At 65.1% G+C, this 25403-nt stretch carries 31 protein-coding genes and 1 riboswitch; of the genes, 26 read left to right on the top strand and 5 right to left on the bottom strand.

All coding sequences use genetic code 11. From position 1 onward, the window contains the following. Window positions 1-106 precede the first annotated feature (106 nt). The 14 genes from dctP to HFRIS_RS13590 all read left to right on the top strand — a co-directional run bounded on the left by dctP (window position 107) and on the right by HFRIS_RS13590 (window position 11917). Window positions 107-1129 (top strand): TRAP transporter substrate-binding protein DctP, encoded by a 1023-nt coding sequence (dctP, locus tag HFRIS_RS13655; protein ID WP_006463966.1) that lies wholly within the window; start codon window positions 107-109, stop codon window positions 1127-1129. Beyond that, on the top strand, window positions 1126-1704 hold the full coding sequence (locus HFRIS_RS13650; protein WP_006463965.1) for a TRAP transporter small permease: 579 nt from the start codon (window positions 1126-1128) through the stop codon (window positions 1702-1704). The genes dctP and HFRIS_RS13650 overlap by 4 nt, the downstream gene beginning before the upstream one ends. Next, the gene (locus tag HFRIS_RS13645; RefSeq protein ID WP_006463964.1) at window positions 1701-3050 is read left to right on the top strand and encodes a TRAP transporter large permease; all 1350 of its coding nucleotides are present in this window, start codon (window positions 1701-1703) and stop codon (window positions 3048-3050) included. Before HFRIS_RS13650 ends, HFRIS_RS13645 begins: the two co-directional genes overlap by 4 nt. Beyond that, complete coding sequence (gene mdcA, locus HFRIS_RS13640; protein ID WP_006463963.1) at window positions 3051-4718, top strand: malonate decarboxylase subunit alpha; 1668 nt, start codon at window positions 3051-3053, stop codon at window positions 4716-4718. Between the two features lie 38 nt (window positions 4719-4756). Next, the gene (mdcC, locus tag HFRIS_RS13635) at window positions 4757-5071 is read left to right on the top strand and encodes a malonate decarboxylase acyl carrier protein (protein WP_006463962.1); all 315 of its coding nucleotides are present in this window, start codon (window positions 4757-4759) and stop codon (window positions 5069-5071) included. Beyond that, window positions 5068-5973, top strand: coding sequence for a biotin-independent malonate decarboxylase subunit beta (locus tag HFRIS_RS13630; protein ID WP_006463961.1), 906 nt, complete (start codon window positions 5068-5070; stop codon window positions 5971-5973). The genes mdcC and HFRIS_RS13630 overlap by 4 nt, the downstream gene beginning before the upstream one ends. A 9-nt stretch (window positions 5974-5982) precedes the next feature. Continuing rightward, a complete protein-coding gene (gene mdcE / locus HFRIS_RS13625) occupies window positions 5983-6723 on the top strand; it encodes a biotin-independent malonate decarboxylase subunit gamma (RefSeq protein ID WP_006463960.1) in 741 nt (246 codons plus the stop codon). Then, a complete protein-coding gene (mdcG, locus tag HFRIS_RS13620; RefSeq protein WP_006463959.1) occupies window positions 6720-7439 on the top strand; it encodes a malonate decarboxylase holo-[acyl-carrier-protein] synthase in 720 nt (239 codons plus the stop codon). The genes mdcE and mdcG overlap by 4 nt, the downstream gene beginning before the upstream one ends. Next, window positions 7427-8365: a triphosphoribosyl-dephospho-CoA synthase MdcB gene (gene mdcB, locus HFRIS_RS13615; RefSeq protein WP_006463958.1), complete on the top strand. Its 939-nt coding sequence runs from the start codon at window positions 7427-7429 to the stop codon at window positions 8363-8365. The genes mdcG and mdcB overlap by 13 nt, the downstream gene beginning before the upstream one ends. Further along, on the top strand, window positions 8362-9306 hold the full coding sequence (locus tag HFRIS_RS13610; protein ID WP_006463957.1) for an ACP S-malonyltransferase: 945 nt from the start codon (window positions 8362-8364) through the stop codon (window positions 9304-9306). The genes mdcB and HFRIS_RS13610 overlap by 4 nt, the downstream gene beginning before the upstream one ends. A gap of 243 nt (window positions 9307-9549) precedes the next feature. Continuing rightward, window positions 9550-9798, top strand: a complete 249-nt coding sequence (locus tag HFRIS_RS13605) for a DUF6139 family protein (protein ID WP_006463956.1) — start codon at window positions 9550-9552, stop codon at window positions 9796-9798. 44 nt (window positions 9799-9842) lie between these two features. Then, the gene (locus HFRIS_RS13600) at window positions 9843-10085 is read left to right on the top strand and encodes a hypothetical protein (protein ID WP_006463955.1); all 243 of its coding nucleotides are present in this window, start codon (window positions 9843-9845) and stop codon (window positions 10083-10085) included. 205 nt (window positions 10086-10290) lie between these two features. Then, the gene (locus HFRIS_RS13595) at window positions 10291-11223 is read left to right on the top strand and encodes a 2-hydroxyacid dehydrogenase (protein ID WP_039875765.1); all 933 of its coding nucleotides are present in this window, start codon (window positions 10291-10293) and stop codon (window positions 11221-11223) included. A 199-nt stretch (window positions 11224-11422) separates the two neighbouring features. Continuing rightward, window positions 11423-11917, top strand: coding sequence for an acyl-CoA thioesterase (locus HFRIS_RS13590; RefSeq protein WP_006463953.1), 495 nt, complete (start codon window positions 11423-11425; stop codon window positions 11915-11917). Between the two features lie 94 nt (window positions 11918-12011). Here the strand turns inward: HFRIS_RS13590 and HFRIS_RS13585 are convergent, their stop codons facing one another. Then, on the bottom strand, window positions 12012-12803 hold the full coding sequence (locus HFRIS_RS13585) for a 2-keto-4-pentenoate hydratase (RefSeq protein ID WP_006463952.1): 792 nt from the start codon (window positions 12801-12803) through the stop codon (window positions 12012-12014). A 48-nt stretch (window positions 12804-12851) separates the two neighbouring features. Then, window positions 12852-13301 carry a CopD family protein gene (locus HFRIS_RS13580; RefSeq protein WP_006463951.1) on the bottom strand — a complete coding sequence of 150 codons (450 nt, stop codon included), beginning with the start codon at window positions 13299-13301 and terminating at the stop codon, window positions 12852-12854. Window positions 13302-13473: 172 nt separating this feature from the next. On the opposite strand from HFRIS_RS13580, the gene HFRIS_RS13575 reads away from it, so the two are divergent. Together HFRIS_RS13575 and HFRIS_RS13570 are read left to right on the top strand one after the other, a co-directional pair. Further along, a complete protein-coding gene (locus tag HFRIS_RS13575; RefSeq protein WP_006463950.1) occupies window positions 13474-14355 on the top strand; it encodes an MOSC domain-containing protein in 882 nt (293 codons plus the stop codon). A 101-nt stretch (window positions 14356-14456) separates the two neighbouring features. Further along, window positions 14457-15605 (top strand): branched-chain amino acid ABC transporter substrate-binding protein, encoded by a 1149-nt coding sequence (locus HFRIS_RS13570; protein ID WP_039875713.1) that lies wholly within the window; start codon window positions 14457-14459, stop codon window positions 15603-15605. 107 nt (window positions 15606-15712) lie between these two features. Here the strand turns inward: HFRIS_RS13570 and HFRIS_RS13565 are convergent, their stop codons facing one another. From HFRIS_RS13565 to HFRIS_RS25690, 3 genes are all read right to left on the bottom strand, one after another. Continuing rightward, a complete protein-coding gene (locus tag HFRIS_RS13565; RefSeq protein ID WP_039875710.1) occupies window positions 15713-16183 on the bottom strand; it encodes a hypothetical protein in 471 nt (156 codons plus the stop codon). 349 nt (window positions 16184-16532) lie between these two features. Further along, the gene (gene galU / locus HFRIS_RS13560) at window positions 16533-17546 is read right to left on the bottom strand and encodes a UTP--glucose-1-phosphate uridylyltransferase GalU (protein WP_006463947.1); all 1014 of its coding nucleotides are present in this window, start codon (window positions 17544-17546) and stop codon (window positions 16533-16535) included. 74 nt (window positions 17547-17620) lie between these two features. Further along, window positions 17621-18028 carry a hypothetical protein gene (locus tag HFRIS_RS25690; RefSeq protein WP_006463946.1) on the bottom strand — a complete coding sequence of 136 codons (408 nt, stop codon included), beginning with the start codon at window positions 18026-18028 and terminating at the stop codon, window positions 17621-17623. 410 nt (window positions 18029-18438) lie between these two features. On the opposite strand from HFRIS_RS25690, the gene HFRIS_RS13550 reads away from it, so the two are divergent. From HFRIS_RS13550 to HFRIS_RS13510, 10 genes are all read left to right on the top strand, one after another. After that, window positions 18439-18690: a GlsB/YeaQ/YmgE family stress response membrane protein gene (locus HFRIS_RS13550; protein ID WP_006463945.1), complete on the top strand. Its 252-nt coding sequence runs from the start codon at window positions 18439-18441 to the stop codon at window positions 18688-18690. Between the two features lie 364 nt (window positions 18691-19054). Next, window positions 19055-20704 carry a phosphoglucomutase (alpha-D-glucose-1,6-bisphosphate-dependent) gene (pgm, locus tag HFRIS_RS13545; protein ID WP_006463944.1) on the top strand — a complete coding sequence of 550 codons (1650 nt, stop codon included), beginning with the start codon at window positions 19055-19057 and terminating at the stop codon, window positions 20702-20704. A 196-nt stretch (window positions 20705-20900) separates the two neighbouring features. Next, window positions 20901-21239 (top strand): hypothetical protein, encoded by a 339-nt coding sequence (locus HFRIS_RS24820; protein ID WP_006463943.1) that lies wholly within the window; start codon window positions 20901-20903, stop codon window positions 21237-21239. A 61-nt stretch (window positions 21240-21300) separates the two neighbouring features. Further along, the gene (locus HFRIS_RS25565; RefSeq protein WP_006463942.1) at window positions 21301-21447 is read left to right on the top strand and encodes a hypothetical protein; all 147 of its coding nucleotides are present in this window, start codon (window positions 21301-21303) and stop codon (window positions 21445-21447) included. A 437-nt stretch (window positions 21448-21884) separates the two neighbouring features. Continuing rightward, window positions 21885-22625 carry a hypothetical protein gene (locus tag HFRIS_RS13540; protein ID WP_244436293.1) on the top strand — a complete coding sequence of 247 codons (741 nt, stop codon included), beginning with the start codon at window positions 21885-21887 and terminating at the stop codon, window positions 22623-22625. 147 nt (window positions 22626-22772) lie between these two features. Continuing rightward, window positions 22773-23372, top strand: a complete 600-nt coding sequence (locus tag HFRIS_RS13535) for a hypothetical protein (RefSeq protein WP_244436292.1) — start codon at window positions 22773-22775, stop codon at window positions 23370-23372. Window positions 23373-23411: 39 nt separating this feature from the next. Further along, window positions 23412-23649: riboswitch (cobalamin riboswitch) on the top strand. A gap of 148 nt (window positions 23650-23797) precedes the next feature. Further along, window positions 23798-24004, top strand: a complete 207-nt coding sequence (locus HFRIS_RS13525; RefSeq protein ID WP_006463938.1) for a CbtB domain-containing protein — start codon at window positions 23798-23800, stop codon at window positions 24002-24004. A gap of 10 nt (window positions 24005-24014) precedes the next feature. Next, window positions 24015-24776, top strand: a complete 762-nt coding sequence (locus HFRIS_RS13520) for a CbtA family protein (RefSeq protein ID WP_006463937.1) — start codon at window positions 24015-24017, stop codon at window positions 24774-24776. A 63-nt stretch (window positions 24777-24839) separates the two neighbouring features. Beyond that, a complete protein-coding gene (locus tag HFRIS_RS13515) occupies window positions 24840-25181 on the top strand; it encodes a (2Fe-2S) ferredoxin domain-containing protein (RefSeq protein WP_039875706.1) in 342 nt (113 codons plus the stop codon). Then, the coding region (locus HFRIS_RS13510) for a hypothetical protein (RefSeq protein ID WP_006463933.1) at window positions 25174-25403 on the top strand (230 nt) is incomplete at its 3' end. The genes HFRIS_RS13515 and HFRIS_RS13510, both read left to right, overlap by 8 nt.

Raw genomic sequence — 25403 nt, 5'->3', positions numbered from 1 at the left:
TCCACAGGATTAATGCTTGACAATGTATGCGTTTGAAACGAAATTGTATACACGATGAGAGCATAAAAACACACGTAGTTCCATCAATCCTGGAGGAGACACCCGCATGAGCGCATTCACCCGCCGCCAATTCCTTGGCGCACTCGCCGCCGCACCGCTTGCCAGCACCATCCCGTCCGCCTGGGCGCAATCGGCCAGCCTGAAGATTTCACACCAGTTTCCCGGTGGCACCATCACCGAGGGCGATTTCCGCGATCGTCTGGTGCGCATGTTTGCCCAGCAGGTCAGCGAGAGCACCAAGGGCGCGCTGAAATTCGAGATCTATCCCGGTTCGTCGCTGATGAAGACCAACGCGCAGTTCTCGGCCATGCGCAAGGGCGCGCTGGACATGTCGCTGGTGCCGCTGAACTATGCCGGTGGCGAAGTCCCGGAAACCAATATCGGCCTGATGCCCGGCCTGGTGACCTCCTATCAGCAGGGGGCCTCCTGGAAGAATGCCGAAGTCGGCAAGGAGCTGGCCCGGGTGCTGGGCGAGAAGGGCGTGGTCATCGTCAGCTGGATCTGGCAGGCCGGGGGCGTGGCCTCGCGCGGCAAGCCCATCGTCGATCCGGCCGATGCCAAGGGCATGAAGGTGCGCGGCGGCTCCCGCGAGATGGACCTGATCCTGAAGGAAGCCGGTGCGGCCGTGGTCACGCTGCCTTCCAACGAAATCTATGCCGCCATGCAGACCGGGGCCATGGATGCGGCGATGACCTCGTCGACGTCCTTCATGTCGTTCCGCCTGGAAGAGGTCGCCAAGGCCCTCACCACCGGCCGTGACAAAGCCTACTGGTACATGTTTGAACCGCTGATGATGTCCAAGGCCGTCTTCGACAAGCTGCCCAAGGACCAGCAGGCGGTCATCATGACCGTGGGTGCGGAGATGGAACAGTTCGCCACCAAGGCCGCGCAGGCTGACGATATCGCCGTGGCCCAGGTGTACCAGAAGGCGGGCGCCAAGGTGGTCGATCTGAATGCCGAGGTCGTCAAGAAGTGGCAGGACATCGCCCGCAATACCGCCTGGAAGGACTTCGCCGGCCGTAATGCCAGCTGCGCCAAGCTGCTGGCCCTGGCGGAGAAGACCGTATGAGCCACGGTTTCGAGATGCCCGGCGCGGCTGCCGCGCGCCCGGCCGTCCCCGCCAGCGCCCCGGTGGCCTGGCTGGCGGCCTTCCTGCAGGGCTACCACCGGGTGGCCGTGTTCCTGGGCATGATTGCGCTGCTGGTGACGTCGTGCATCCTCACCTATTCGGTGGTGGTGCGCTATTTCTTCCACCAGCCCACCGACTGGCAGGACGAGGCATCGGTGTTCATGCTGGTGGGGGTGATCTTCCTGTGCTCGGCCTATGTGCAGTCGCTGCGCGGGCATATCGGCATTGAGGCCCTGGCCGGCATGCTCTCGCCGCTGGCCAACAAGGTGCGCATGTTCATCGTCGACCTGGTGTCGCTGGCCTTCTGCGCCTTCTTCACCTGGAAGTCGTGGGCGCTGTTCCATGAAGCCTGGGTGGAAGGGCAGACCACCTCATCCACCTTTGCTCCGCCGCTGTGGATTCCGTATTCGCTCATGGCACTGGGCATGAGCATGCTGACCCTGCAACTGCTGGTGCAGGTGCTGGTGCGCATTACCGGTACCGTTCCCGCCCCGCAGGCCGGAGGTGTGCAATGAGTCCGCTGACCCTGGGTGTGCTCTATGGCGTGGTCACCATCCTGGTGATGTGCTCGGGCATGCCGATCGCTTTCGCGCTGGGCGTGGTGGCGACCGGTTTCATGTATTTCTTCATGCCGGCATCCTCGCTCGATACCATCACGCAGAACGTCTATGAGGAAATCGCTTCCATCACCTTGCTGTCCATTCCGTTGTTCATCCTGAAGGGGGCGGCCATTGGCAAATCCCCGGCGGGCAAGGACCTGTATTCGGCCATCCATGCGTGGTTGAACAAGGTGCCGGGTGGCCTGGGCATCGCCAACGTCTTTGCCTGCGCGCTGTTTGCGGCCATGGCCGGTTCCTCGCCGGCGACCTGCTCGGCCATCGGCTCGGCCGGTATCCCGGAGATGCGTCGCCGTGGTTATTCGCCCGGGTTTGCGGCCGGCATCATTGCCGCCGGCGGTACGCTGGGCATCCTGCTGCCGCCCTCGATCACCATGATCCTGTACGCAGTGGCGGCCGAGCAGTCGCTGGGACGGCTGTTCCTGGCCGGTATCGGCCCGGGCGTGCTGCTGGTGTTCCTGTTTGCCGGTTATGCCGTCTATCGGGCGCGCAAGGAGTACAAGCTGGCCCATGCGGTCTATACGGCCGGTGGCAGCAAGTCGGCCTACCTGGATGACGAGCATTTCACGCTGGCGCAGAAGGTGGAGATGCTGCCCCGCGTGCTGCCTTTCCTGATCCTGCTGATCGGTGTGATGGTGGCGCTCTATGGCGGCCTGGCCACACCCTCCGAAACCGCCGGCCTGGGTGCGCTGCTGGCGCTGGTGCTGATCGCCATCGTCTATCGCATCTACAAGCCGCGCGAGATTGCACCCTTCCTCAGTTCCACCATCAAGGAATCGGGCATGCTGTTGTTGATCATCGGCATGTCGCTGCTGTATTCCTACGTGATGAGCTACCTGCACATCAGCCAGTCGGCGGCGCAGTGGGTCGTGGATCTGCACCTGTCCAAGTGGCTGTTGCTGGCGGTGATCCTGGGGATGGTGATCGTGCTGGGCTTCTTCCTGCCGCCGGTGTCGATCATCCTGATGACCGCCCCCATCATCCTGCCGCCGCTGAAGGCCGCTGGCTTCGACCTGATCTGGTTCGGCATCGTCATGACCGTGGTCATGGAGATGGGCCTGATCCACCCGCCGGTGGGGCTGAATCTGTTCGTGATCAAGAACATCGCACCCGACATCGCCTTGGGCGATGTGATCAAGGGTACGATTCCTTTCCTGGCGCTGATGTTCCTTGCGGTCCTGCTCTTGTGCATGTTCCCGGGCATCGCGACCTTATTGCCTGATCTGTTGATGGGAGCCAAGTAAATGAGTAGTAGCGAACGCGTGTGGAATGCGCGCCAGAAGAACCGTGAACAGCGGCTGGCACGCGCCACCGCCGCATTGGGAAGCCAGTTGCAGGGCAAGATCGCCCCTGCGGAAAAACTGGCCGACCTGCTGTATGCGGTGCTGGAAAACGGTGACCGTGTCTGTGTCGAGGGCAACAACCAGAAACAGGCGGATTTCCTCGCCAAGGGTCTGGCTGCACTCGACCCGGCGCGGGTGAACGGCTTGCACATGCTGTTCTCGGTGCTGGCCTTGCCGGAGCACCTGGACGTGTTCGAAAGGGGCATCGCCGACCGCCTGGACTTTTCCTTCTCCGGCCCGCAGGCCGGCCGCCTGGCCAAGCTGGCCTCGGCCGGCAAGCTCAACATCGGCGCCATCCATACCTACCTGGAACTGTTCGGCCGCTATTTCACCGACTTGACGCCGCGCGTGGCGCTGGTGGCCGCGCAGGCGGCCGACCGCCACGGCAATCTCTATACCGGTCCCAATACCGAGGACACACCGGCCATCGCGGAGGCCACGGCCTTTTCCAGCGGCATCGTCATCGCCCAGGTCAACGAGATCGTTGATGTGCTGCCCCGCGTGGACATCCCGGCCGACTGGGTCGGTTTCGCCATCCAGGCGCCCACGCCGCATTACATTGAACCGCTGTTCACCCGCGACCCGGCGCAGATTTCGGAAATCCAGGTCCTGATGGCGATGATGGCCATCAAGGGCATCTATGCCGAATACGGCGTGCAGCGCCTGAACCACGGCATCGGTTTCGATACCGCCGCCATCGAACTGATCCTGCCGACCTATGCCGAATCGCTGGGCCTGCGCGGCAAGATCTGCAAGCACTGGGCGCTGAACCCGCACCCGGCGCTGATCCCCGCCATCGAAGCCGGGTTTGTGGAATCGATCCATTCCTTCGGTTCCGAACTGGGTATGGAAGACTACATCCGCGCCCGACCCGATGTGTTCTTCGTCGGCCCCGACGGCTCCATGCGCAGCAACCGCGCCTTCTCGCAGACGGCCGGGCATTACGGCTGCGACATGTTCATCGGCTCCACCCTGCAGATCGACTTGCAGGGCAATTCCTCCACGGCCACCCTCGGGCGCATTGCCGGCTTCGGCGGCGCACCCAACATGGGTGCCGATGCACGTGGCCGGCGCCACGCCAGCGAGGCCTGGCTCAAGGCCGGCCAGCAGGCCCGTGCCGGGCGCAATACCATCCCGCGTGGCCAGAAACTGGTGGTGCAGACGGTGGAAACCTTCCGCGAACACATGCAGCCGGCCTTCGTCGAAAAACTCGATGCCTGGCAACTGGGCGAGCAGGCCAGGATGCCCATCCCGCCGGTGATGATCTACGGTGACGACGTCACCCACATCCTCACCGAAGAGGGCATCGCCAACCTCCTGCTATGCCGCACCGACGAAGAGCGCGAACAGGCCATCCGTGGCGTGGCCGGCTATACCGCCGTGGGCATGGGCCGCGACAAGCGGATGGTGGAAAACCTGCGCGACCGTGGCATCATCCGGCGCGCCGAAGACCTGGGCGTGGACAAGCGCCTGGCCACCCGCGACCTGCTGGCCGCCAAGAACATGAAAGACCTGGTGCGCGCCTCCGGCGGACTGTACAACCCGCCCAAGCGCTTCCGGAACTGGTAAGCAAAGACAAGTCACTGGCAAGCAATCGGAACAAGACGATGGAAACTCTGAATTTTCGCTTTGAACAAGGACGCCGCCGCCTGAAGGCTGCGCCCGAACTGGTGGGCGTGGTCAGCTCCGGCAACCTGGAAGTGCTGATCGAGAATGTCGATCTCAAGGGCGCCTGCGCGATCGAGATCAAGACCGCTGCCCGTGGTTTCGGCGCCATCTGGGAGGCGGTGGTGGGCGACTTCCAGCAGCGCTGGCAACTGGCCGATGCCCGCATCTCCATCAACGACATGGGCGCCACGCCGGCGGTGGTCAGCCTGCGCCTGGATCAGGCGGTGGAAGCCATGGTCGAGGAGGGCGCATGAGCGCGAGCTATCTGGAAGCCACGGCCCGGGAACGCATCCTGGCCTTGCTCGATGCCGGCAGTTTCAATGAACTGTTACCGCCCGCGCAGCGGGTGGTGAGCCCGCACCTGGGGCAACTGGATGCGCCGGTGTCCTTCGACGACGGCGTCATCATCGGCGAAGGCCTGCTGGGCGGACGCCCGGTGATGGCTGCCGCGCAGGAAGGCGGCTTCATGGGCGGGGCGGTGGGCGAGGTGCACGGCGCCAAGCTGGTCGGCCTGATCAAGCGCGCCATCCGCAAGCAGGCCACTGGCGTGGTGCTGTTGCTGGAGACCGGTGGCGTGCGCCTGCACGAAGCCAATGCCGGCCTGATCGCCGTCTCCGAGGTGATGCGCGCCGTGCTGGAAGCCCGCGCCGCCGGCATCCCCGTGATCGTGCTGGTGGGCGGTGCCAATGGCTGCTTCGGTGGCATGGGCATCGTCGCCCGCTGCGCCAACACGGTCATCATGTCCGAGGAGGGAAGGCTGGCCATGTCCGGGCCGGAAGTGATCGAAACCGCCAACGGCGTGGAGGAATTCGACTCGCGCGATCGCGCCCTGGTCTGGCGCACCACCGGCGGCAAGCATCGCTACCTGATCGGCGATTGCCAGCAATTGGTGAGCGATGACACCGACGCCTTCCGCCAGGCCGCCATGGATGCCCTGACTGCGCTGGCCCAGTCCGGCGCGCCCGAGCTGACATTGGCCGCGCTGGAAGCCGAACAGGAAATGCTGCGTCGTCGCATCGCCACCTTCGGCCATGCCGAGGACCCGATGGATATCTGGGCCGAGCTGGGCGTGGAACGTCCGGAGACGGTGCCGATGCTGGAAGCGGCTGCCTTCACCGCCATGGCCCAGGGCCTGCGCATTCCCTTCAAAGCCTGAGAGAGAGCCATGAGTCAAACACCCACCCCGAGCCAGGTCGACTGGCGCGCGCTGGCACAGACCCTGTTCCCGCAGGGCCAGCAGATCAGCGAGAAGGACCACTTCCTCTCCGGCACCGCCCAGGTCGACGGTCGCACCGTCACCGTGGTCGGCACCACCGCTCACACGCCCATCGGCATCGAGATCGCACTGGCCCAGGCCAGCGTCATCCTGCAGACGGTGCGCGAGCATCCCGGTCGGCCCATCGTGATCCTGGTCGATACCCAGGGCCAGCGCCTGCGTCACCGCGACGAAATGCTGGGCATCAACAGCTACATGGCGCATCTGGGCAAGTGCGTGGAACTGGCGCGCCGCCAGGGCCACCGCGTGATCGGCCTGGTCTATGACCAGGCCCTGTCGGGCGGCTTCATCACCAGCGGCCTGATTGCCGACGCCTGCTATGCGCTGCCCGATGCCACCATCCGCGTCATGGGCCTGCCGGCCATGGCGCGCATCACCAAGGTCCCGGAAGAGCGCCTGACCGAACTGGCCAGGAGCAACCCGGTGTTTGCCCCCGGACCGGAAAACTATCTGCGCATGGGCGGCGTGGCCGACATCTGGCACGACGACCTGGCACAGGCCCTGAGCGCTGCGCTGGCGAATGATGACAGCGTCGACAACCGTGCCGCCGTGGGGTTGGAGCGGGGCGGACGCAAGTGGGCGCAGCGCGTCATCCAGGCCGTGGCCAATGATGTGCCGTTGAACGGATGAGACCGTCGCAACATCCCGGGCGGCACCACCTGCTCTGGCTGCACGACGCCGCCTGGCAGCGCCTGCAGCAAGACAGCGTGGACGAGCGCCAGCGCGCCAGCCTGGCGCACTGGCAGCGCATGCGCTGGCCGGTGGTGGTGCGCCGCACCGATGTCGATGCGCGTGCCGATGAGCTCTGCGTTGGTATCGCGCTGCCGCCGGATGCGCAGGGCAACAAGCCCCGCATTGCGCTGCGCGTGACGCCGCAGGAAGTGGCGGCCAGTCGCGCCCCGTTCCTGCTGCGCGACATCGTGGCGGCCCGCCTGGGCGGTCTGCCCTCGTCCTGGCCGGCGGGGCTGGCCGAATTGCAGCAACACATGGAGCGCGCCGGCATCGCCCTTTCCGTGTTCGGTTCGCTAGCCTGGCAGGCGGTGACGGCCGAGCCCTACCTGCGCGCCAGTTCCGATATCGACCTGCTGTTCTGCCCGCGCAGCCGCAGCCAGCTGGAGGGCGGTGTGCGCCTGCTGGCCTGGCAGGCGATGTTCCTGCCGCTGGATGGCGAGATCGTCTTCCCCGATGGCGCTGCGGTGTCGTGGAAGGAGTGGCGGCAGGTGGCGGTACTGGGCGCGGGAGACCTGGGCCAGGTGCTGGTCAAGCGTGCCAACCGCGTCGCGCTGGAGCGGGTCGGCAGCCTGATGGCCGCTCTGCCGCAGGAGGTGCAGCCATGCGCCGCCTGATGGCACATCCGGCCACCCTGGATGCGGCCGTCCATCATCTGCAAAAGCGCCGGACCGAGCGCGACAACCTGGCCTTCTGCCGCGTGCTGGCACGGCTGGCAGTGCGCAGCCTGCATCACGAGCTGGTGCTCTATCCCAAGCCCGGCCTGGTCTCGCGGGTGGACAATGGCAGCCACACCGACATGAATGCGCTGACCTTCCTGCGCAGCCTGTTCTCGTTGCGTCATTACTTTTACCAGATCGCCGTTGCCGGTCTGGAGGCCGCGCCTTTCCAGCGCCTGCAGACGCTGGCCATCAGCGCCGAGCAACGCATGCTGCGCGCCACGGGCGGCATCAACACGCATCGCGGTGCCATTTTCGCGCTGGGCATGCTGTGCGCGGCCGCGGCCTGCTGTCGGGCAAGGAGGATGCCGCTGCAGCCGCAAGTCATTCGAGCCACCCTGCTGATCCAGTGGGGCGACGCGCTGGCGCGCCATAGTATCGCCGGCGCGGGCGAGCAGCCTCACGCGCCGTCCAGCCATGGCCAGCAGGTCGCCGCACAGTATGCGGTGGGCGGTGCGCGGGAAGAGGGTGCGCTGGGCTTTCCAGCGGTCTTCGAGGTGGCCTTGCCGCAGTTGCAGGCCACCCTGGCCCAGGGGCGCGACTGGACCTGCGCCAGCATCGATGCCCTGTTCGCCCTGATGGCCCAGCTCAGCGATACCAACGTCTATCACCGTGGCGGTGCGGCCGGCGCGGCGCTGGTGCGTGCGCGCAGCGCCGCTTTCCTGGCCGCCGGCGGGTCGGCCCGGGCGGGATGGCAGCAGCAAGCGCTGGATTGCCACCACGCCTTCGTGGCGCAGCGCCTGTCACCGGGCGGTGCGGCCGATCTGCTGGCGGCGGCCTGTCTGCTGCATCAGGTCGGTCTGCTGGACGGTGAGCGCGGATGAGCATGCGGCTGGCGATTCTCTGTCCGGGGCAGGGCGCGCAGCATCCCGCCATGTTCGATCTGCTGAATGAGGATGCGCAGGCCGCGCTATTCCTGGCCCAATGTGATCTCGCCGGCCTGTTGCAGGCGCCGCTGCAACAGGTACTGGCGGACCCGGCCCAGCTCTACGCCAACCGCAATGCCCAGCCCCTGATCGTCGCCGCCCAGCTGGCGGCCTGGCAAGCCTTGCGCGAACCGCTGGCGGCATTGGCCGGGCCTCCGGCGGTGGTGGCCGGCTACAGCGTGGGCGAGCTATCGGCCCAGGCGATTGCCGGCGTGATCCCGGCCTCGGCCACGGTCGTGCTGGCGGCACAGCGGGCCGCGTGCATGACGCAGGCTGCCAGCGCACAACCGGCACAGGGCCTGATGGCAGTGGGCGGTATTGCGCTGGCTTCGGCGCAGAGCACGCTGGAACGGCATGGCGCGCACGTGGCCATCATTACCGGCGACGATACGCTCATTGCCGGGGGGAGCGACACGGCGCTGCAGACAGCTGCTGTCGAGCTCGCCGCAATGGGAGCACGCAGCTCGGCCCTGCCGGTCGGGCTGGCCTCGCATACGCCGTTGATGCAGGCAGCGGTGGCGCCGCTGGCAGCAAGTCTGGCCGCCATGGTCAGGCACGACCCTGAATCCACCTTGCTGGCCGGCGTCACGGGGCAGGCTGTCGCCGATGCCCGACAGGCACAGGACCTGCTGCTGCGTCAGCTGACCGAGCCCATCCAGTGGGCGGCATGCATGGACGCCTGCGTCGAACGTGGCGTCACCGTGGCCCTGGAACTGGGGCCGGGTGCAGCGCTTTCACGCATGCTGCGCGAGCGTCATCCGCAACTGCAGTGCCGCTCCCTGGCTGATTTCCGCAGCCTTGCGGGTGCGCTGGCGTGGTTGCGGCGCCAGCTCGACTGAGCGGGCAGGGGCGCGATTTCTTCCTGGCATCGTCACAGGGGCGGTGCTATCTTGAATGAATCACGATGCAGCACCTCTGCAGGGCGGTCCGGCCTGTGGGATCAGGCTGACAGCGCAACACGCTTTGTGGCTATGGCATGCCCATTCATCGAACCAATGTGCTGCCGTCCAGTCGCACCAAGCAGGCGCACCCGGTAACCCACCGTGCAGCGCCCTCGTTCAACCCGACCAGGAGGCCCCCCGATGAAAGTCGATGTCTACAAGCGCCCGGACGGCGAAGGTCTGTTTTCCTACCTCGTCCTGCCGCACGAAAAAGCCCTACCGGAAGAAGTCACCAATACCGATTGGCAGATCCACGAGCAGAACGTGGACTTTGAACGCGACGGCAAGCGGCATTTCACTCTGGAGGCCGAGGACGCCTTCATGCAGATCGGCGAAAAGGGCTATGCCATCACCCATCTGGACCAGCGTGCCGGCGACGGTGCGGCCTGAGGGCCGGACAGAAGCGGACGCAAGCGGACAAGAGGAGACACATCATGCCAACCGAACAAGTGGGCGACTACGAAGTCGAGTACGCAGGGGTACGCGTGATCGGCGGCGACGAATGGGTGGCGCAGGTCGCCATCTTCGGCCATTCCATCAACCCCATGCACCGCAATCCGGTATTCCCGGTCCAGCGCGTGCTGCCTGACCAGACGTTCGCCGACGAGAAGGCGGCCGAGCAGGGCGCGCGCCAGGTAGCGCACGAGATGCTGGAAAAAGAACAGGCGCGGCATTGAGTACGTCGCACTAAGCAAGACCTCGCGCCGGCCCTGCGCCGCCGCGTCCCCGACAGGCCCGGGCGCCGCATGGCGCGCCGGGCCTGTTTGCGCTGGTGGCATGGAATTCGCATGAAGGCGGTTTGACCGCTGCCGGACTGATTGCGCAATTCGCAATAGAATGGCGGGCACTGCATTTTCCTTCATCCGCATCGCCAGGCCTTTCATGAAACCGCCCTTACTCGTCCTGATCCATCTTTCCGAAGAAAGCACCGCCACCATCGCGGCCCACTATGACATCCTCTACGCGCCGGACCGCCAGCGCCGTGACGAGATGATTGCAGGCCCGGCCCGCAAGGTCGCCGTGGTGCTCACCAATGGCACCACCGGCCTGACCGCCGATGAAATGCGCGCCTTGCCGCACCTGCAACTGGTCTGCGCACTGGGCGCCGGGGTGGAGAACATCGACGCCGCCCACGCCCAGGCCCATGGCATCGAGATTGCCTCCGGTGCCGGTACCAACGAGGATTGCGTGGCCGATCACGCCATGGGGCTGCTGCTGGCCGTCGTGCGCAACATCCCGGTACTGGACCGCTACACCCGCGACGGTGGCTGGCGCGAAACCATCCCGCTGCAGCCGCAACTGGCCGGCAAGCGTGTGGGCATCGTCGGCATGGGCAATATCGGCAAGAAGATCGCCCGCCGCGCCGCCGCCTTCGACGCCGACATTGCCTATTGCAACCGCAAGAAGCGCGATGATGTCGACTACCACTACTTCCCCGATGTCGCCCAACTGGCAGGCTGGGCCGACTGCCTGATCGTGGCCGCCCCCGGCGGCGCCCAGACCCGGCACCTGATCAATGCGCGGGTGCTGGAAGAACTTGGCTCCCACGGTTACCTGGTCAATATCGGTCGCGGCAGCGTGGTCGATACCGAAGCCCTGGCCGCGGCGCTGGCCGCCGGCCGCGTGGCCGGTGCCGGCCTGGACGTCTACGAAGGCGAACCGAAACCGCCGGCAGCCCTGATCGGCCTGCCCAACGTGGTATTGACGCCGCACGTGGCTGGCTGGTCGCCGGAGGCCATCAGCGCCTCGGTACGCCAGTTCCTGCGCAATTGCGAGGAGCATTTCGCCGCAGCCGAGCCTGTAGTCCGGGCCTGAGCGGGAGCGGCCCTGACCGTGGACGCGAGTTTTTTTGCCATGGCAGGGCTGGCTGGCCGATAATGTCGGCCGCAGTCGGCTTTCCTCCACGAAAGCCGGCCGCGCCGGTCGCCTGTGCACTCGGGGGAGTGCCCGTGGCGGGACACCGCGCCATCCCATGATCAACCCATCGCCACCACTACAGAGAGAGCCTCGCACCATGGATCTGCCATCTCACCAACTCACCATGACGGTCCTGATGACCCCGGACATGGCCAATTTCGCCGGCAACGTGCACGGGGGAACCATCCTCAAGCTGCTCGACCAGGTTGCCTATGCCTGCGGCAGCCGCTACGCCGGCCAGTATGTGGTGACGCTGTCGGTGGACCAGGTGATGTTCCGCCAGCCCATCCACGTGGGCGAACTGGTGACCTTCCTGGCCAGCGTCAACCACACTGGCAAGTCCTCCATGGAAATCGGCATCAAGGTGGTGGCCGAGAATATCCGCACCCAGGAAACCCGCCACGTCAACAGCTGCTTCTTTACGATGGTGGCGGTGGACGACCAGCGCAAGCCGATCCCGGTCCCGCCGCTGCGCCCGTTCTCGCAGGAAGAAAAGCGCCGCTTCGATGCCGCCGTGATCCGCAAGTCGCTGCGCCAGGAGCTGGCGCGCCGCTACGAGGAAGTCAAGCCGGGCGTCGAGAAGGCCAACTAAGCCAATCAAGCCAACTAAGCCAGCTTGATGCCGTGCCGGAATGAAAAAAGGGATGAGCCCGGGCTCATCCCTTTTGCATTGCTCATCCCCGGATTCAGTCCAGATGCACCAGCACCGTCCCCAGCACGCCCAGTTCGGCGTGCACCGTCTGGCCGGCCCGCACCGCCATGGGGACGATGGTGGAACCGCTGGCCACCACGTGACCGGCGCCCAGCGTCAGGCCATGCGCGCGCAGCTCATTGGCCAGCCAGGTGAGCGCAATGCGTGGATCGCCCAGCACCTGGGCACCGCTGCCGCTGCTCTGTTGCCCACCACCTTCGACGGTGGCCGAGGTGGCCAGGGCGGCCAGGTCCAGGGTGCGCCAGTCCACATCGGCCGGTGCGCCCAGCACGAAATGGTCGGCGCAACTGTTGTCGGCGATCAGTTGCGCGGCGCCGACCTGGCGGAAGTGTTCGTAGCGGGTATCGGGGATTTCGATGGCAGGGTGAATGGAGCCCACCGCATCCAGCACTTCCTCCTGCGTATAGGACGTGGCGCGCGGCGGCAGGCTCGCGCGCATACGGAAGGCTACTTCCACTTCCAGCACGCTCATCAGGTTGTCGCCCAGGGTGATGCGCGCCCCGCTGCGATGCAGGCGCTCTGCCAGCAGACGGCCCGCCAGCGGTGCGTCGACCTGGAGCAGTTGCTGGCCACCCGGACCGGTGGCGGCGATCTTCCAGCCGGCCAGCGGCGCGAAGCTGCGGGCTTCCAGGCGGCGCTGGATATCGTAGGCTTCCTGGCGATCAACCGGTTCCAGTTCGGTCGGCAGGTGCGGGATGCGGCGGTTGTGCGCCCAGCAGTCCCACAGCAGATCAGCGGCTTGCTGGCGTTGCGATTCGTTCAGCACGGGTGTCTCCCCCTTTTTGGATAGTGATCTTGCGCGGACCCCGCCGCGTCAGGCAGCCAGCGGCCCCAGTGCGCCGATGGCGATGGTCAGCAGACCCAGGCACAGGTTGATGCCCACCAGCATGCGGATCTGGCGCAGCGCGCGCGAGGCGCGGTCCCAGTCCTGCTGTGCGGCAGACAGTTTCAGGCGGCGGAAGGGGGCGAAGAAGATATGCGCGAAGATCAACATCATCACCGCGCCGATGCCGCTCATGGCATGGACATACGGCGGCAAGTGAGCGCCACCCATCACCGCCATCATGTGCAGCCCGCTGCCCAGCACCAGCGCGATGGCCACCCATACCCAGATGAAGAAGCCGCCCAGCACCGCCGACATCAGCGTCAGTCGCTGCTCCGGGTGCAGCACCGCCAGCGCGGGGCGCAGCGCCATGTGAGCGAAGAACATGCCGCCGACCCAGATGGTCAGTCCCAGCAGATGGAAGAATTTGGCAACCAGCATGGCACTCCCGTGAGGAAAAGCTTCGTGAATAGGCGTGCATTGTCGCATGAGCGGGGGGGACGTGTTGCTCCCGCCACAAGCCAATGCCGAGCTTGTGGTAATGTCTTGCCGAAACTTCATCTGCATTCTTTATCGGCGCCTGCCAGACGCCGCTCCCTGGGCCAGTATCACCATGTCGACATCCAGCGCCATCAGCGCCATTAGCACCCTCAGCGCCATCAGCTTCTATCCCGTCAAATCCTGCGGTGGCCTGTCGGTCACGCGTGCCGATATCGGCGCCCTGGGCCTGGCCCTGGACCGCCACTGGATGCTGGTGGACCGCCAGGGCCGTTTTCTGACCCAGCGCAGCCATCCGCGCATGGCCTGCATCACGCCGGCCTTCGAGGGCGATGCACTGGTGCTGCGTGCCCCCGGCATGCCACCCTTGCGGCTGGCCGCTGCCGGCGAGGACGGGGCCACCCTGGCGGTGCAGGTCTGGAACAGCCATCTGGATGCCCTGGATCAGGGCGAGCCGGCCCGTCACTGGTGCTCCCATTACCTCGGCGAGGAGGTGCGCCTGGTGCGCTTCGACCCGGCTGTCACGCGCGCCTGCAGCCAGCGCTGGACCGGCGCACACCAGGCCACGACGCAGTTCTCGGACGGCTATCCGCTGCTGGTGATCGGTCAGGCCTCGCTGGACGACCTCAATGCCAGGCTGGCCGCCAAGGGGGCGCCAAGCCTGCCGATGGACCGTTTCCGGCCGAACCTGGTGATCAGCGGGCTGGAGCCTTACGAGGAAGATTTCATCGATACCCTGCGCTTTGGCGAGGGCGAGCAGGCGGTGCAACTGAAGCTGGTCAAGCCCTGCGCCCGTTGCCCGATCCCCGGCATCGACCAGCACACCGGCCTGCGCGACGCGCAATGGCCCGACGAGCCGCTGGACACGCTGGCAGCCTACCGCGCCAATCCCCGCGTGGACGGCGGCCTCACCTTCGGCCAGAACGCCATCGTCATCGGTGGCATTGGCGGCAGCATCGAGGTCGGGCAGGCCTGCCACTGGGAGTTCAATTTCTGAGGTGGCGCGAAACCTGCTAGCAATGGCGGCAGGCAAGGCACAAGCAAAACACACGCAAGACATACGCAAAACACACGCAAGCAACAAGGATGAACAAGGTAATGCGTAGAACAATTCTGCTCTCCGCCGTCCTTCTGGGCGCTGGATGGGCGATGCAATCCGGCGCGGCAGCAGCCACCCCGCGCACCGTGCTGATCGGCCTGGCGGCGCCCATGTCGGGCCCCTCCGGCAGTACCGGTATGAGTCTGGAGCGGGCCGCGCAGCTGGCGGTGGAAGACATCAACAATGGCAAGCCCGTCATCGGTGGCGAGCCGGTGCTGTTCAAGCTGCTGCCACAGGACGACCGCGCCGATCCACGGACCGGCGAACTGGTGGCCCAGTATTTCGTCAAGACCGGGGTAGCGGCGGTGGTGGGGCACTGGAACAGCGGCGTGGGCATACCGGCCTCGCGCATCTATGCCGCTGCCGGGATTCCCCATTTGGCGCCCGCCGTGACCGCGCCCGACTATACCCGCCAGGGCTACGCCTCGGCCTTTCGCATCGTGCCGCATGATGGCGACGGCGCACGCCACACGGCCCAGTACGTCATGCACGACCTGAAGGCGCGCAGCATCGCCGTCATCGATGACAGCACGCTCTTTGGCGCCACCTATGCCCAGGAATTCGTCAACGCCGTGACCGCCCAGCAGGGGCGGGTGGCGGGCCGCTATCAGGTCAGCAGCAAGACCTCGGACTTCAACAGCATCCTGCGCAGCATCCGCGCCAGCGACCCCGACGTGGTCTTCTTCGCCGGCCTGGATGCGCAGGCCGCGCAACTGGTGCAGGACCTGCGTCGGCTGCAGATACGCGCGCGCCTGGTGGGCATCGGCGGCCTGGTGGGGCCGACCTTCCTGCGCCTGGCCGGCGCGGCCGGGGAGGAGACCAGCGTGGTGGAACCGGGCCTGCCGTCCTACAAAGGGCCGCAGTGGAGCCATTTCGAAAGCGCCTGGAAAGCCCGCTACAAGGATGACATCTATCTCTACGCACCCTTCGCCTACGATGCCGTGCGGGTGATCGCCGCCGCCATGCGCGAGGCCGATTCGGTCGCGCCGGCCAAGGTCACGGCCGAACTGCACCGCATTCGCTACCGGGGCATCACCGGCCAGATCGCCTTCGATGCCGAGGGCAACCTGCGGGACCCGGTGTTTACGCTGTATCAGGTCCATCAGGGCCGCTGGCGGGTGATCCGCAGCATGGGGGACAGGAATTAGCCGGCTCGCCTGACACCAAAAAACAATGCCGCCCGATCGAAACCGGGCGGCATTGTTTTTGCGGGAACCGCTGGGCAAGCCGGCAGGGCAGGCTTGCCCGGGAGGATTTACTTCTTGGGGCGGCCAACCTTCAGCGGGGTCAGGCTGCTGAGGATGTCCTTCAGTTCGGCGATCTTGAGGTTCTTGATCAGGGACACGCCGATGCGCAGCAGGTCGCTCTTCTTGATCTCCACGCCAGCCTTCAGGCAGGACTTCTTGACCTGGGCCAGGACCGCGTATTCGTTCTCGGGCATGGTGAAGCTGTCACGCACCTGCTTGACCTTCTTGGGCTTGGCGACCTTCTCCACCTTCTCGATCTTTTCGGCCTTCTCCACCTTCACCGGCTTGACGACCTTCTCTGCCTTCTTTTCAGTCTTCACCGCTTCCGGGGCCGGCTTGGCCACAACGGCTGCCTTGGGCGCGGGACGCGCGGCCGGGCGCACTGCGGGCTTCTTGACTGGGGGCTTGGGGGCTGCCGCCTTGGCGACAGGTTTCTTCTTTTCGGTCGATGCTGCTGCGGCTTGAACTCGGGTGGCCATGAACGCTCCTGTGATAAATTGATATAAACAATATATATTTTTTGCGCCTTTGCCGCAATCGCTCCAGGCGCCTGGCAACGATTTCATGCTGCATTATCAGCCTGCAAACGTTTACAAGTGGTGTGCGGAGGCCACAGCATACGCTGCCTGGCCGGGGATGCCGCAATTCATGTCGTTGCTGGCGAGATGAATTTCTGCAGATGCATGGCGGCGATGCTAACAAGTCCAGGTTAAAACTCTGTGACAAAGGTCAAAACAATTTATACGAAGCGTAGGGAAGCATAGGGACGAAAAAAAAGCAGTCCGGCCAGAGGCTGGACTGCAATCAACAACGGTCTCTACCGGGGACTTACATGACACTACGGGCTACGGCTGGCTGCTTTTCGGTACTGGCCGGGGCGGGGGCTGATGGGCTGGCCGCTGTCGGCTTCAATGGGGTGACGGTGGCCGGTCCCTTGGGCTGGGCCGCCTGCGCCAGATCGTGCTGGGCGGCAAATTCCTGCAGGTACTGGGCAAAGCCGCTACCCACTTCCTTGTGCTTGAAGCCCATGGCCACGGCGGCCTTCAGGTAACCCAACTTGGAGCCGCAATCGAAGCGCTGGCCTTCGTAGCGATAGGCCAGGATCTGTTCCTGTTGCAGCAGGGCGGAGATGGCATCGGTGAGCTGGATTTCACCACCGGCGCCGGTGCCGATGTTTTCCAGGCGCTCGAAGATGGCCGGGGTCAGGACATAGCGGCCGACCACTGCCAGGGTGGAGGGCGCATCTTCCGGCGCCGGCTTTTCGACGATGCCGGTCAGCAGTTCGGTGCGTTCGCCATGGGCGCTGCCGCTGACGATGCCGTACTGGCGGGTTTCCGGACGCGGCACGTCCTGCACGGCCAGCAGGCTCTTGCCTTCGCGCTCGTAGAGGGCGGTCATCTGTGCCATCACATTCTTCTGGCCCGGGGCGGCATCCATGAAATCGTCGGCCAGCAGCACGGCGAAGGGCTCGTCGCCCACCAGCGGCTTGGCCAGCAGAACGGCATGGCCCAGGCCCAGCGGTTCGGCCTGGCGCACATAGACGCAGTTGATGTGCTTGGGAATGACGTTGCGGATGGTTTCCAGCAGCTTGACCTTGCCGGCGGCTTCCAGCTCGGTCTCCAGTTCATAGGCCTTGTCGAAGTGGTCTTCGATGGCGCGCTTGTTGCGGCCGGTGATGAAGATCATCTCGGTGATACCGGCTTCGACCGCTTCCTCGACGGCGTACTGGATCAGTGGCTTATCGACGATGGGCAGCATTTCCTTGGGCTGTGCCTTGGTGGCAGGCAGGAAGCGGCTGCCCAGACCGGCGACGGGGAAGACGGCTTTGGTGATTTTTTTCATGATAGGTCCAGGTAGATGGGTTGGAGGACGTGGCACCCTCAGACGCGGTGCAGGCTATTGGGCGCGGATGCGCTTCAAGCCTGTCGATTGTTTTTGATCATCTTCAGATGAAGGAAGGCACGGCAGCCGTGGAAAAACGGCGCCACACCGGGAAAGGCATGACTGAGCAGGCTGGCAGTGGTGTCGAGCAGGCTGCCGCCGGGGCGGCTGGTGTGGCTCAGGCCCGTTTGCGACGGCACGGCGTCGAGTTCGATGCGATGCTGCAAGTGCTGGGTACTACCCTCGTTGAGTTGCTCAAGCACAGCCGCCAGTTGCGGCGCCTTCAGCGAGATCTGCTGCATCAACTGGGCCGATTCGCGGGCATAGCGCGCATAGTGGTCGGCAAAGTCGGCATCACGCTGCGGCGGCGTGCCGAATGCGCTCAGCGCATAGGGATTGGCGAAGGCGGTGGGCTGCTGGGCGCTGGGCTCGTGGGTCGGCATGATGGCGGCTCTTGATCGACGTTGTTCAACGTAAGTAAGGCGTAGAAGTCTGGTGCTGGCGGTGCCTGGTACTTGTTGCACTGCTTTTGCTGCACTGCTCTACTGCGAGGCAAGCTTAAAAAAACTCGCGCTTCCTCTCTATAGGAGTGCCGCCTTTTGCCGTGTAGGAAAACAGGAGGCCGCTCACCCCGGGAATTCCGGGTCGATGAAGATGAGCGGCCACGGGCGGGCTTGTCCTACAAGGAAATGGGCCGCTGTCCGATACCTGGCGGCAAGCGATGTTCCTAAGATGACCTCATCTGTTGTGCCGAGCGCCCGCAGAGAAGAGGAAGGAGCGTTGCCAATGGCCTGCGGGCCGGCGCACTCCGCGACCAACCCAAGAAAGACAGAACGCTAGGAAAGGGAACATCATGGAACACGGACTCATCGCATGGCTGATCATTGGTGCTGTGGCCGGCTGGCTGGCCGGTGTGCTGGTCAAGGGCGGCGGCTTCGGTCTGCTGGCCGACATCCTGATCGGTATCGTCGGTGCCGTCATCGGCGGCTGGCTGGCAGGTCTGCTGGGCATCGCCGTGGGCGGGGGTATCCTGGCCTCGATCATCACCGCGACCCTGGGTGCGATCGTGCTGCTGGTGATCGTACGCGCCTTCCGGCGAGCCTGACGGGGTGGGCGGGCAGGGCGGATGTGACGTCCGCCTTCAGCTTGCCGGCCTCAGCGCCGTCAGCGAATGCGTCCGTGCCTATGCCCGGGCGCATTTTGCGTTGTTTGCGGGAATCATCCAGAGATGATCCGTAGCAAGCGGCGCAAATCGCTGGAAGTCGCTGCAAGCGCTCCATTGATCACATCGTTACCAAATCGTCACGTCGACCTTCACGGAAATGCTGCAATGCGGCAGCAAAGCGTTACAATATTTCTGATGTTGAAAAAAGAATAAGTTTCGCGGGCGCGCGCTGTTGTCTGGCGCTGCTTCGCGTTCCCCGGTTTTCCGGGTTTCTCCTGCTATCCATTCATCCATAAAAGACACCATGAGTAGCGTCAATCCCCTCGCCGGCAAACGTGCCGCTCCTTCCGCCCTGGTCAACCTGCCGGTGCTGCTGTCGAACTATTACAGCCTGCGTCCGGATGTGTCCGTGCCGGCGCACCGGGTCGCCTTTGGTACTTCCGGTCATCGCGGCAACGCCAATGCCCACAGCTTCAATGAGTGGCACGTGCTGGCCATCACCCAGGCCATCTGCGATTACCGCAAGGAGCAGGGCTTCAAGGGGCCGCTATTCCTCGGCATCGATACCCATGCCTTGTCCGAACCGGCCTGGCACAGCGCGCTGGAGGTGCTGGCGGCCAACGAAGTGGTGACCATGCTGGCCGAGGGCAGCCCCTACGCGCCCACCCCGGCCGTCTCGCATGCCATCCTCACGCACAACCGCGTGCACCGCGACAAGCTGGCTGACGGCATCGTGGTCACGCCGTCCCACAATCCGCCCGATAACGGCGGCTTCAAGTACAACATGCCCAATGGCGGCCCCTCCGACTCTGATGTCACCGGCTGGATCGAGAAGCGCGCCAATGCCTATCTGGAGCAGCAGCTCAAGGGCGTGCAGCGCGTCAGTTTCGAAAAGGCCTTGAAGGTTGATACCACACGCCGCTACGACTACCTCGACAACTACGTCGGCGACCTGCCCAATATCATCGACCTGGCCGCCATCGCCGGTGCCAACGTCAAGATCGGCGTCGATCCGCTGGGCGGCGCCGGTCTGCACTACTGGTCGGCCATTGCCGATCGCTACAAGCTCAACCTGGAAGTGGTCAATACCGATGTCGATGCCAGCTTCCGCTTCGTGCCGCTGGACTGGGACGCGCAGATCCGCATGGACCCGTCCTCGCCCTACGCCATGAGCGAACTGATTGCCTTGAAGGATCGCTTCGATGTGGCCATGGCCTGCGATACCGACCATGACCGTCATGGCATCGTCGCCAAGAGCAGGGGCCTGCTGCCGGCCAATGACTATCTCTCGGTGGCGGTGTACTACCTGTTCCGTCATCGCCCGGCATGGCGTGCCGATGCTGCCGTCGGCAAGACGCTGGTGTCCAGCCAGATGATCAATCGCGTGGCCGATCACCTGGGGCGCAAGCTGCTGGAAATGCCGGTCGGTTTCAAGTGGTTCGTGGATGGGCTGTATGACGGCAGCCTGGCCTTCGGGTGTGAGGAAAGCGCCGGCGCCTCCTTCGTGCGCTTCGACGGCCAGCCCTGGAGCACCGACAAGGACGGTATCACCGCCGCCTTGCTGGCCGCCGAGATGACGGCCCGCACCGGCAACGACCCGGGCCAGATCTACGCCGACCTGACCCGCCAGCTGGGCGCGCCGCTGAACGGCCGCAAGGAAGCCGCTGCCACGCCCGAGCAGAAGGCGCGGCTGTCGCGCCTGTCGCCGGCCGATGTCAGTTCCACCGAACTGGCCGGCGAACCGATCCGCGAAGTCATGACCACGGCGCCGGCCAACGGCAAGGCCTTCGGTGGCCTGAAGATCGTCACCGACAACGGCTGGTTTGCTGCCCGTCCGTCCGGCACCGAGAACATCTACAAGATCTACGGCGAGAGCTTCCGCGACCAGACCCACCTGGACAAGATCTTTGCCGAAGCCCAGGAAATCGTCAGCCGCGCCCTCAAGGAGGATTGAATCGTCCGGGCGCAGCACCCTCAGGCCGTCTCAGCGCCGCCATCCTCATCCGGGATGGCGGTTTTTTATTTGCCGTTGTCGGATGTTTTCCGTCCTTCCTACAGGGGAATCGGCCGATGTCTGGCTGAGAGCGGGGCGTGGGCTTCGTAAGATGAGGCATTCCATTATTCCATTCCAGCCCGGCAAGGAGGATCGCATGGAACAGTCTCATTCCCGCCCGTTGGCCGCGCCTGAAGCGGCCTTGCTCAGGCCGCCCGGTAGCGTGGCGGGTGTCAAGCCTGAAGATCCTGCGCTGTCTTCGACCGCGCCGCATCCTGGCCAGGTAGAGCCCGACGGCACCGAGGACCCATGGTCCAACGCCGACGATGGCGTGCTACCCGAACAGCCGGCACCCGGTGCCGACCCATCCCCCGTTGTTCCCAAGGAGAATCACATGCACAAGCCCCAGGACACTCCCCCGGTGGAAGTCCCGCCACTGGACCCGACGCCGCCGCAGGACCCGATTCCTCACCAGAACCCCACTGCACAGCGCTGATTTCGCCAGGAGCTCGCGCTGCGCCGAGCAGCGTGCCATCGACATCGTCCAAGGAGGCCCATTGAATATCGCCCTGCATACGCCCCAGGAAACCCCGCCCGCGCACGACCCGCATCTGCCCCCGCCGGAGCTGCCGGACGACGATCCGGTCCCGGTGGAAGACCCGCCACTGAACCCGCGTCCGTCCGACAAGCCGATACGGATGTAGGGCTGGGATGTAGCGCTGGTCAGCGTCATGCTGGCCTCATGAGTACACCGCAGGCGCCGCCGGATCCGGCCGCGCCTGCATTTTTCGTCCTCCGGGCAGAAGAGTGCGCAGGAAGACGGACCTCGCGGAGGCCGAACTGCGCATGGCTATTCAGCTTGATAATGTAAAAACTGAAGTAAAAAATCGTCTGCAAGGGCCTGCAGCTGGTCAGCGTGAATTCTGAATCACGGTGACCGCGAACGGCTTGCATCGAAACCTTGCGTCATTCAGACAATTCCCATGTCAAGTGCCTTACAACTGTGAAAACATGCCGTTTTGGCAGCAGGTACGGACGGATCGGGCAGGGCAGCTTGCAGCATCCCTGGTAACACTTCCCACAGGCATCCATCCCGGTTTTCCGGCTGACCACCCCCCGTTTTCACAGAGGAGTGCAGGCCTTGTCCGACGATTATCAGCTACCCATTGCCCCCGGTCACCCGGGCCACCCTGGCCGCCGTCGCAGTCACCGCCGGCACCTGCTTCAGACCCTTACACCCCTTTACGTGCTGATCCGCGCCACCGGCCTGGCCAGTGCCGATGGCTTGTGCCAGGTGATGTGCGAGCGCACCCGCGACAATGGCAACGGCCCCGGCACCAACGCCATGGTGGTCTACCTTTCTCCCTTCGAGGCCTGTATCGACGCCGCCTGGCATGCCCTGGCGCCCGACCGTTACGAGGTCATGGCAGCCTCCGCCTTCACCCCTGACGAACTCCTGATCTACCAGCCGGAACGCTTGCCTTACTGCCTGCACGTGGCTTGGGGCGCCCACGACGGTCAGTTGGTGGTGCGTCGCGATGGCGGGCTGTTGCGCCTGTCCTCGGCGCACAGTGCAGTGATATCGCCCCTGATCGATGCCATCCATCTGCGCATCGAGCTGCCTGTGCTGGAATGCCATGAACGCCTGTGGGAGCAGGCTGGTCTGTTCGCCCATGCCGAATCGCACGCCCGCATGCTGGCCGCCAGCGACGTCGAGCGTCACCGCCAGGCGCTGCAGGCCATCCGGCGCATCCCGGGCACGGCGCGACCAGGGCAGCCGGTCAATCAGGTCGCGCTCTACGATGTCGAGTCGGCGCAATGGCATTTCGTGGCCCTGAAACTGTTCGAGGGCATCATCCAGGAGCCGCGTTCTGGGCGTTAGGCGTGGCATCCATCTGGTCAGGCAGGCTTTCCTCATGTTCATTCAGAATTTTCTGATATGAAAGAAAATTCACATCTGCAACGATGGCGGCGAATCCGGGGCTGGGTGTGCCAGTGCCGTCCTGTTGCACGATCTTGGAGCCAGTTCTTGACCTGCTGCACCCGCTGCACCTGCTGCCTTAACGCTGTCTGTCGCTGGTGCGTGCCGCTGCGGCGTTCGGTACCACTGGCCCTGCTGTTCATCTGCATGGTGGCCAGTCCGGCCGCCCCGTCCTTGCCGGATGTGGTGCTGGATACCTGTCTGAGCGTCGACCGCATCGGCCACGGCCGGGTCGGCGTCGACCCTATCGCCGGCCGGGTGCAGATGCTGGAGCAGGGCCCGCTGTCGCCCTACCGCCTCTACCTGCCCGATGGCGACAACTCCCGCTGGCGCATCGGCTATGCCAGCGGCAACCCCGGCGCCGGTGATTACCTCTTCGTCAATTCCCATCGCGGCTACATCGACCGCGCTATCGCCCTCGGCGCTGAGGTACCGTCCACCCTGCAGCGGCCGCAGGAGGCCTCCTTCGCCCTGCTGAGCCACCTGGGCCAGCGCTACCTCTGCCTGATGGAACTGCGCGGAGAACGGGGCGGCAGGCAACTCCGTGCGGTCTTCGTGGGACGTATCCCGTTCGGCATGGGCGGCGACCTCCATCTCTACTACAAACTGGCCACCCCGCCGCCAGCCACGACCGAGCCGGCCCGCTGAGCGCCGTGTTGCCCAACCGGCCCCCCGCCTTTATACTTCGCCCCTAGCATTGCTTCTGGTATCCCGCGCGCAGCCGCGCCAGGGATTCAAACGGGAAGCCGGTGCGGCCCACGCGACCACGTGCGGCCAATGCCGGCGCTGCCCCCGCAACGGTAAGCGAGGAAGGACACGCACTACGCCACTGTGCCTGAGCATGGGAAGGCGCCTGTCCGCGAAGCCTCAGACCTTGAGACTTCATCCCGCCAGCCCGGAGACCGGCCAGTAGCAAATTCTTCAATGATTCGCGGAGGGCGATCATGCGGACAGCTTCCATCATGTTTCCGAGCAGGCCCTGGCCAGCGTCGTCCGTGGACGACCGGATCGTGCATGGGTGCTTCACGTGTGGCTTTCTCCGTTCCATCCATCCATCCAGCCAAGGAACGTGCATGTCCACCACCTCCGGTCTCAATGCCAGCAGCACCACTTCATCCTCCCACGCCGGCAGCCATGTCTGGCGCGATCGCATCGCTCCGTCGCTGCTGGCCTTTGTGCTGGGCGTGGCCCTGATCTACGGTGCCGGCTTCGCCTCCAAGGTCGAGCTGCACAATGCCGCCCACGACGGGCGCCATTCGGCCGGCTTCCCCTGCCATTGAGGAGCTTGCAATGAACTGGACCGTCTTCCGGCGCATGGCGTCGGCCGTGGTGGTGGCAGGCGCCTTGTCGGGCGTGCTGTTGTCGGGTGTGCAGCAATTCCAGGTGGAAAAGATCATCCTCCAGGCCGAGCAGTATGAAAAAGCGGCCGAAGAGGCTGCTCCGGCCGCCGCCACTACCCATGACCATGATCATGACGCCGCCCCGGCGCATGAGCACGCGGCCGGTACCCCGGCCCATAGTCACGGCGATGCACACGAGCACGACCCCAACGCCTGGGAGCCGGCTGACGGCGCCGAACGCACCGGCTATACCATGCTGGCCAATGTCAGCATGGCAGTCGGCTTCGCCCTGATGCTGGTGGCCGCCTTTGCCATCAGCGGTCGCCGCGTCGGCTGGCGCAGCGGCCTGCTGTGGGGCCTGGCCGGCTATGGCGTGTTCTTCGTCGCACCCTCGCTGGGCCTGCCGCCGGAAGTGCCGGGCACCCTGGCCGCGCCCTTGCACGCCCGTCAGTTGTGGTGGGTGATGACGGCGGTCATGACCGCTGCCAGCCTGGGGCTGTTCGTGTTCGGCCGTGGCTGGTGGTGGAAGGTCCTGGCGGTACTGCTGCTGGTGGTGCCGCACCTGGTCGGCGCGCCGCAACCCGAGCTGCATGGCAGTGCCGCGCCGGAAGAGCTGGCGCAAGCCTTCATCCGCGCCACTGCCATGGCCAATGCCGTGTTCTGGCTGGCCCTGGGCGGCCTGACTGGTTTCTTCTACCGCCGGTTCGGTTGAACCGTCTGGCGTTGGCTGTCCGGCCAACGCCGATAGCGTCGCGGCGCCTCTGAAAGTGAAGCAATGAGAACTCATCACCGCCACGTGCTCATGTGCGTGGGCCCGCGCTGCACCGAGAACGGTGTCCTGGCCGAAGCCATGTTCGGCGTCCTGGGCGAGCAGATCGACGCCCGTCCCGACTTGCGCGTCAAGCGCACCCGCACCCATTGCATGGTGGCCTGCAAGGCCCAGGCGCCGGTGGTGGTGGTCTATCCCGAAGGCGTCTGGTATCGCTGTGAAGACGCCCGCGCCATCGAGCGCGTGGTGGTGGAACACCTCGAAGGCGGACGCGAAGTCAGCGACCTGGTCTTCCATCGCCTGGGCAGCGGCGACGTCCATCCCGAACCGGAGCGCAGCGATGTCTGAATCCGCCACTTCAGCGACCTCAGCCGCCCGTCCGCAGATCGTCCTGCTCACCCACGCCCCGACCGACCTGGCCATGCTGGCCGCCGCCCGCAGCCAGTTGCCGGCGGACTTTCCCCCGGTGGCCGGCTACGACCTGCAAGGCCTGCACGCTGACACCGATGAACACGGGCAGCCGCGCCGCACCCTGGCCGACATGCTGCGCGAAGAGCTGTCGGCGGCGCA

The sequence above is a fragment of the Herbaspirillum frisingense GSF30 genome (assembly GCF_000300975.2).
Taxonomy (GTDB): Bacteria; Pseudomonadota; Gammaproteobacteria; order Burkholderiales; family Burkholderiaceae_D; genus Herbaspirillum; species Herbaspirillum frisingense.
Note: the sequence above shows the minus strand (reverse complement) of the source record. Positions and strands in the feature narration are given on the sequence as shown.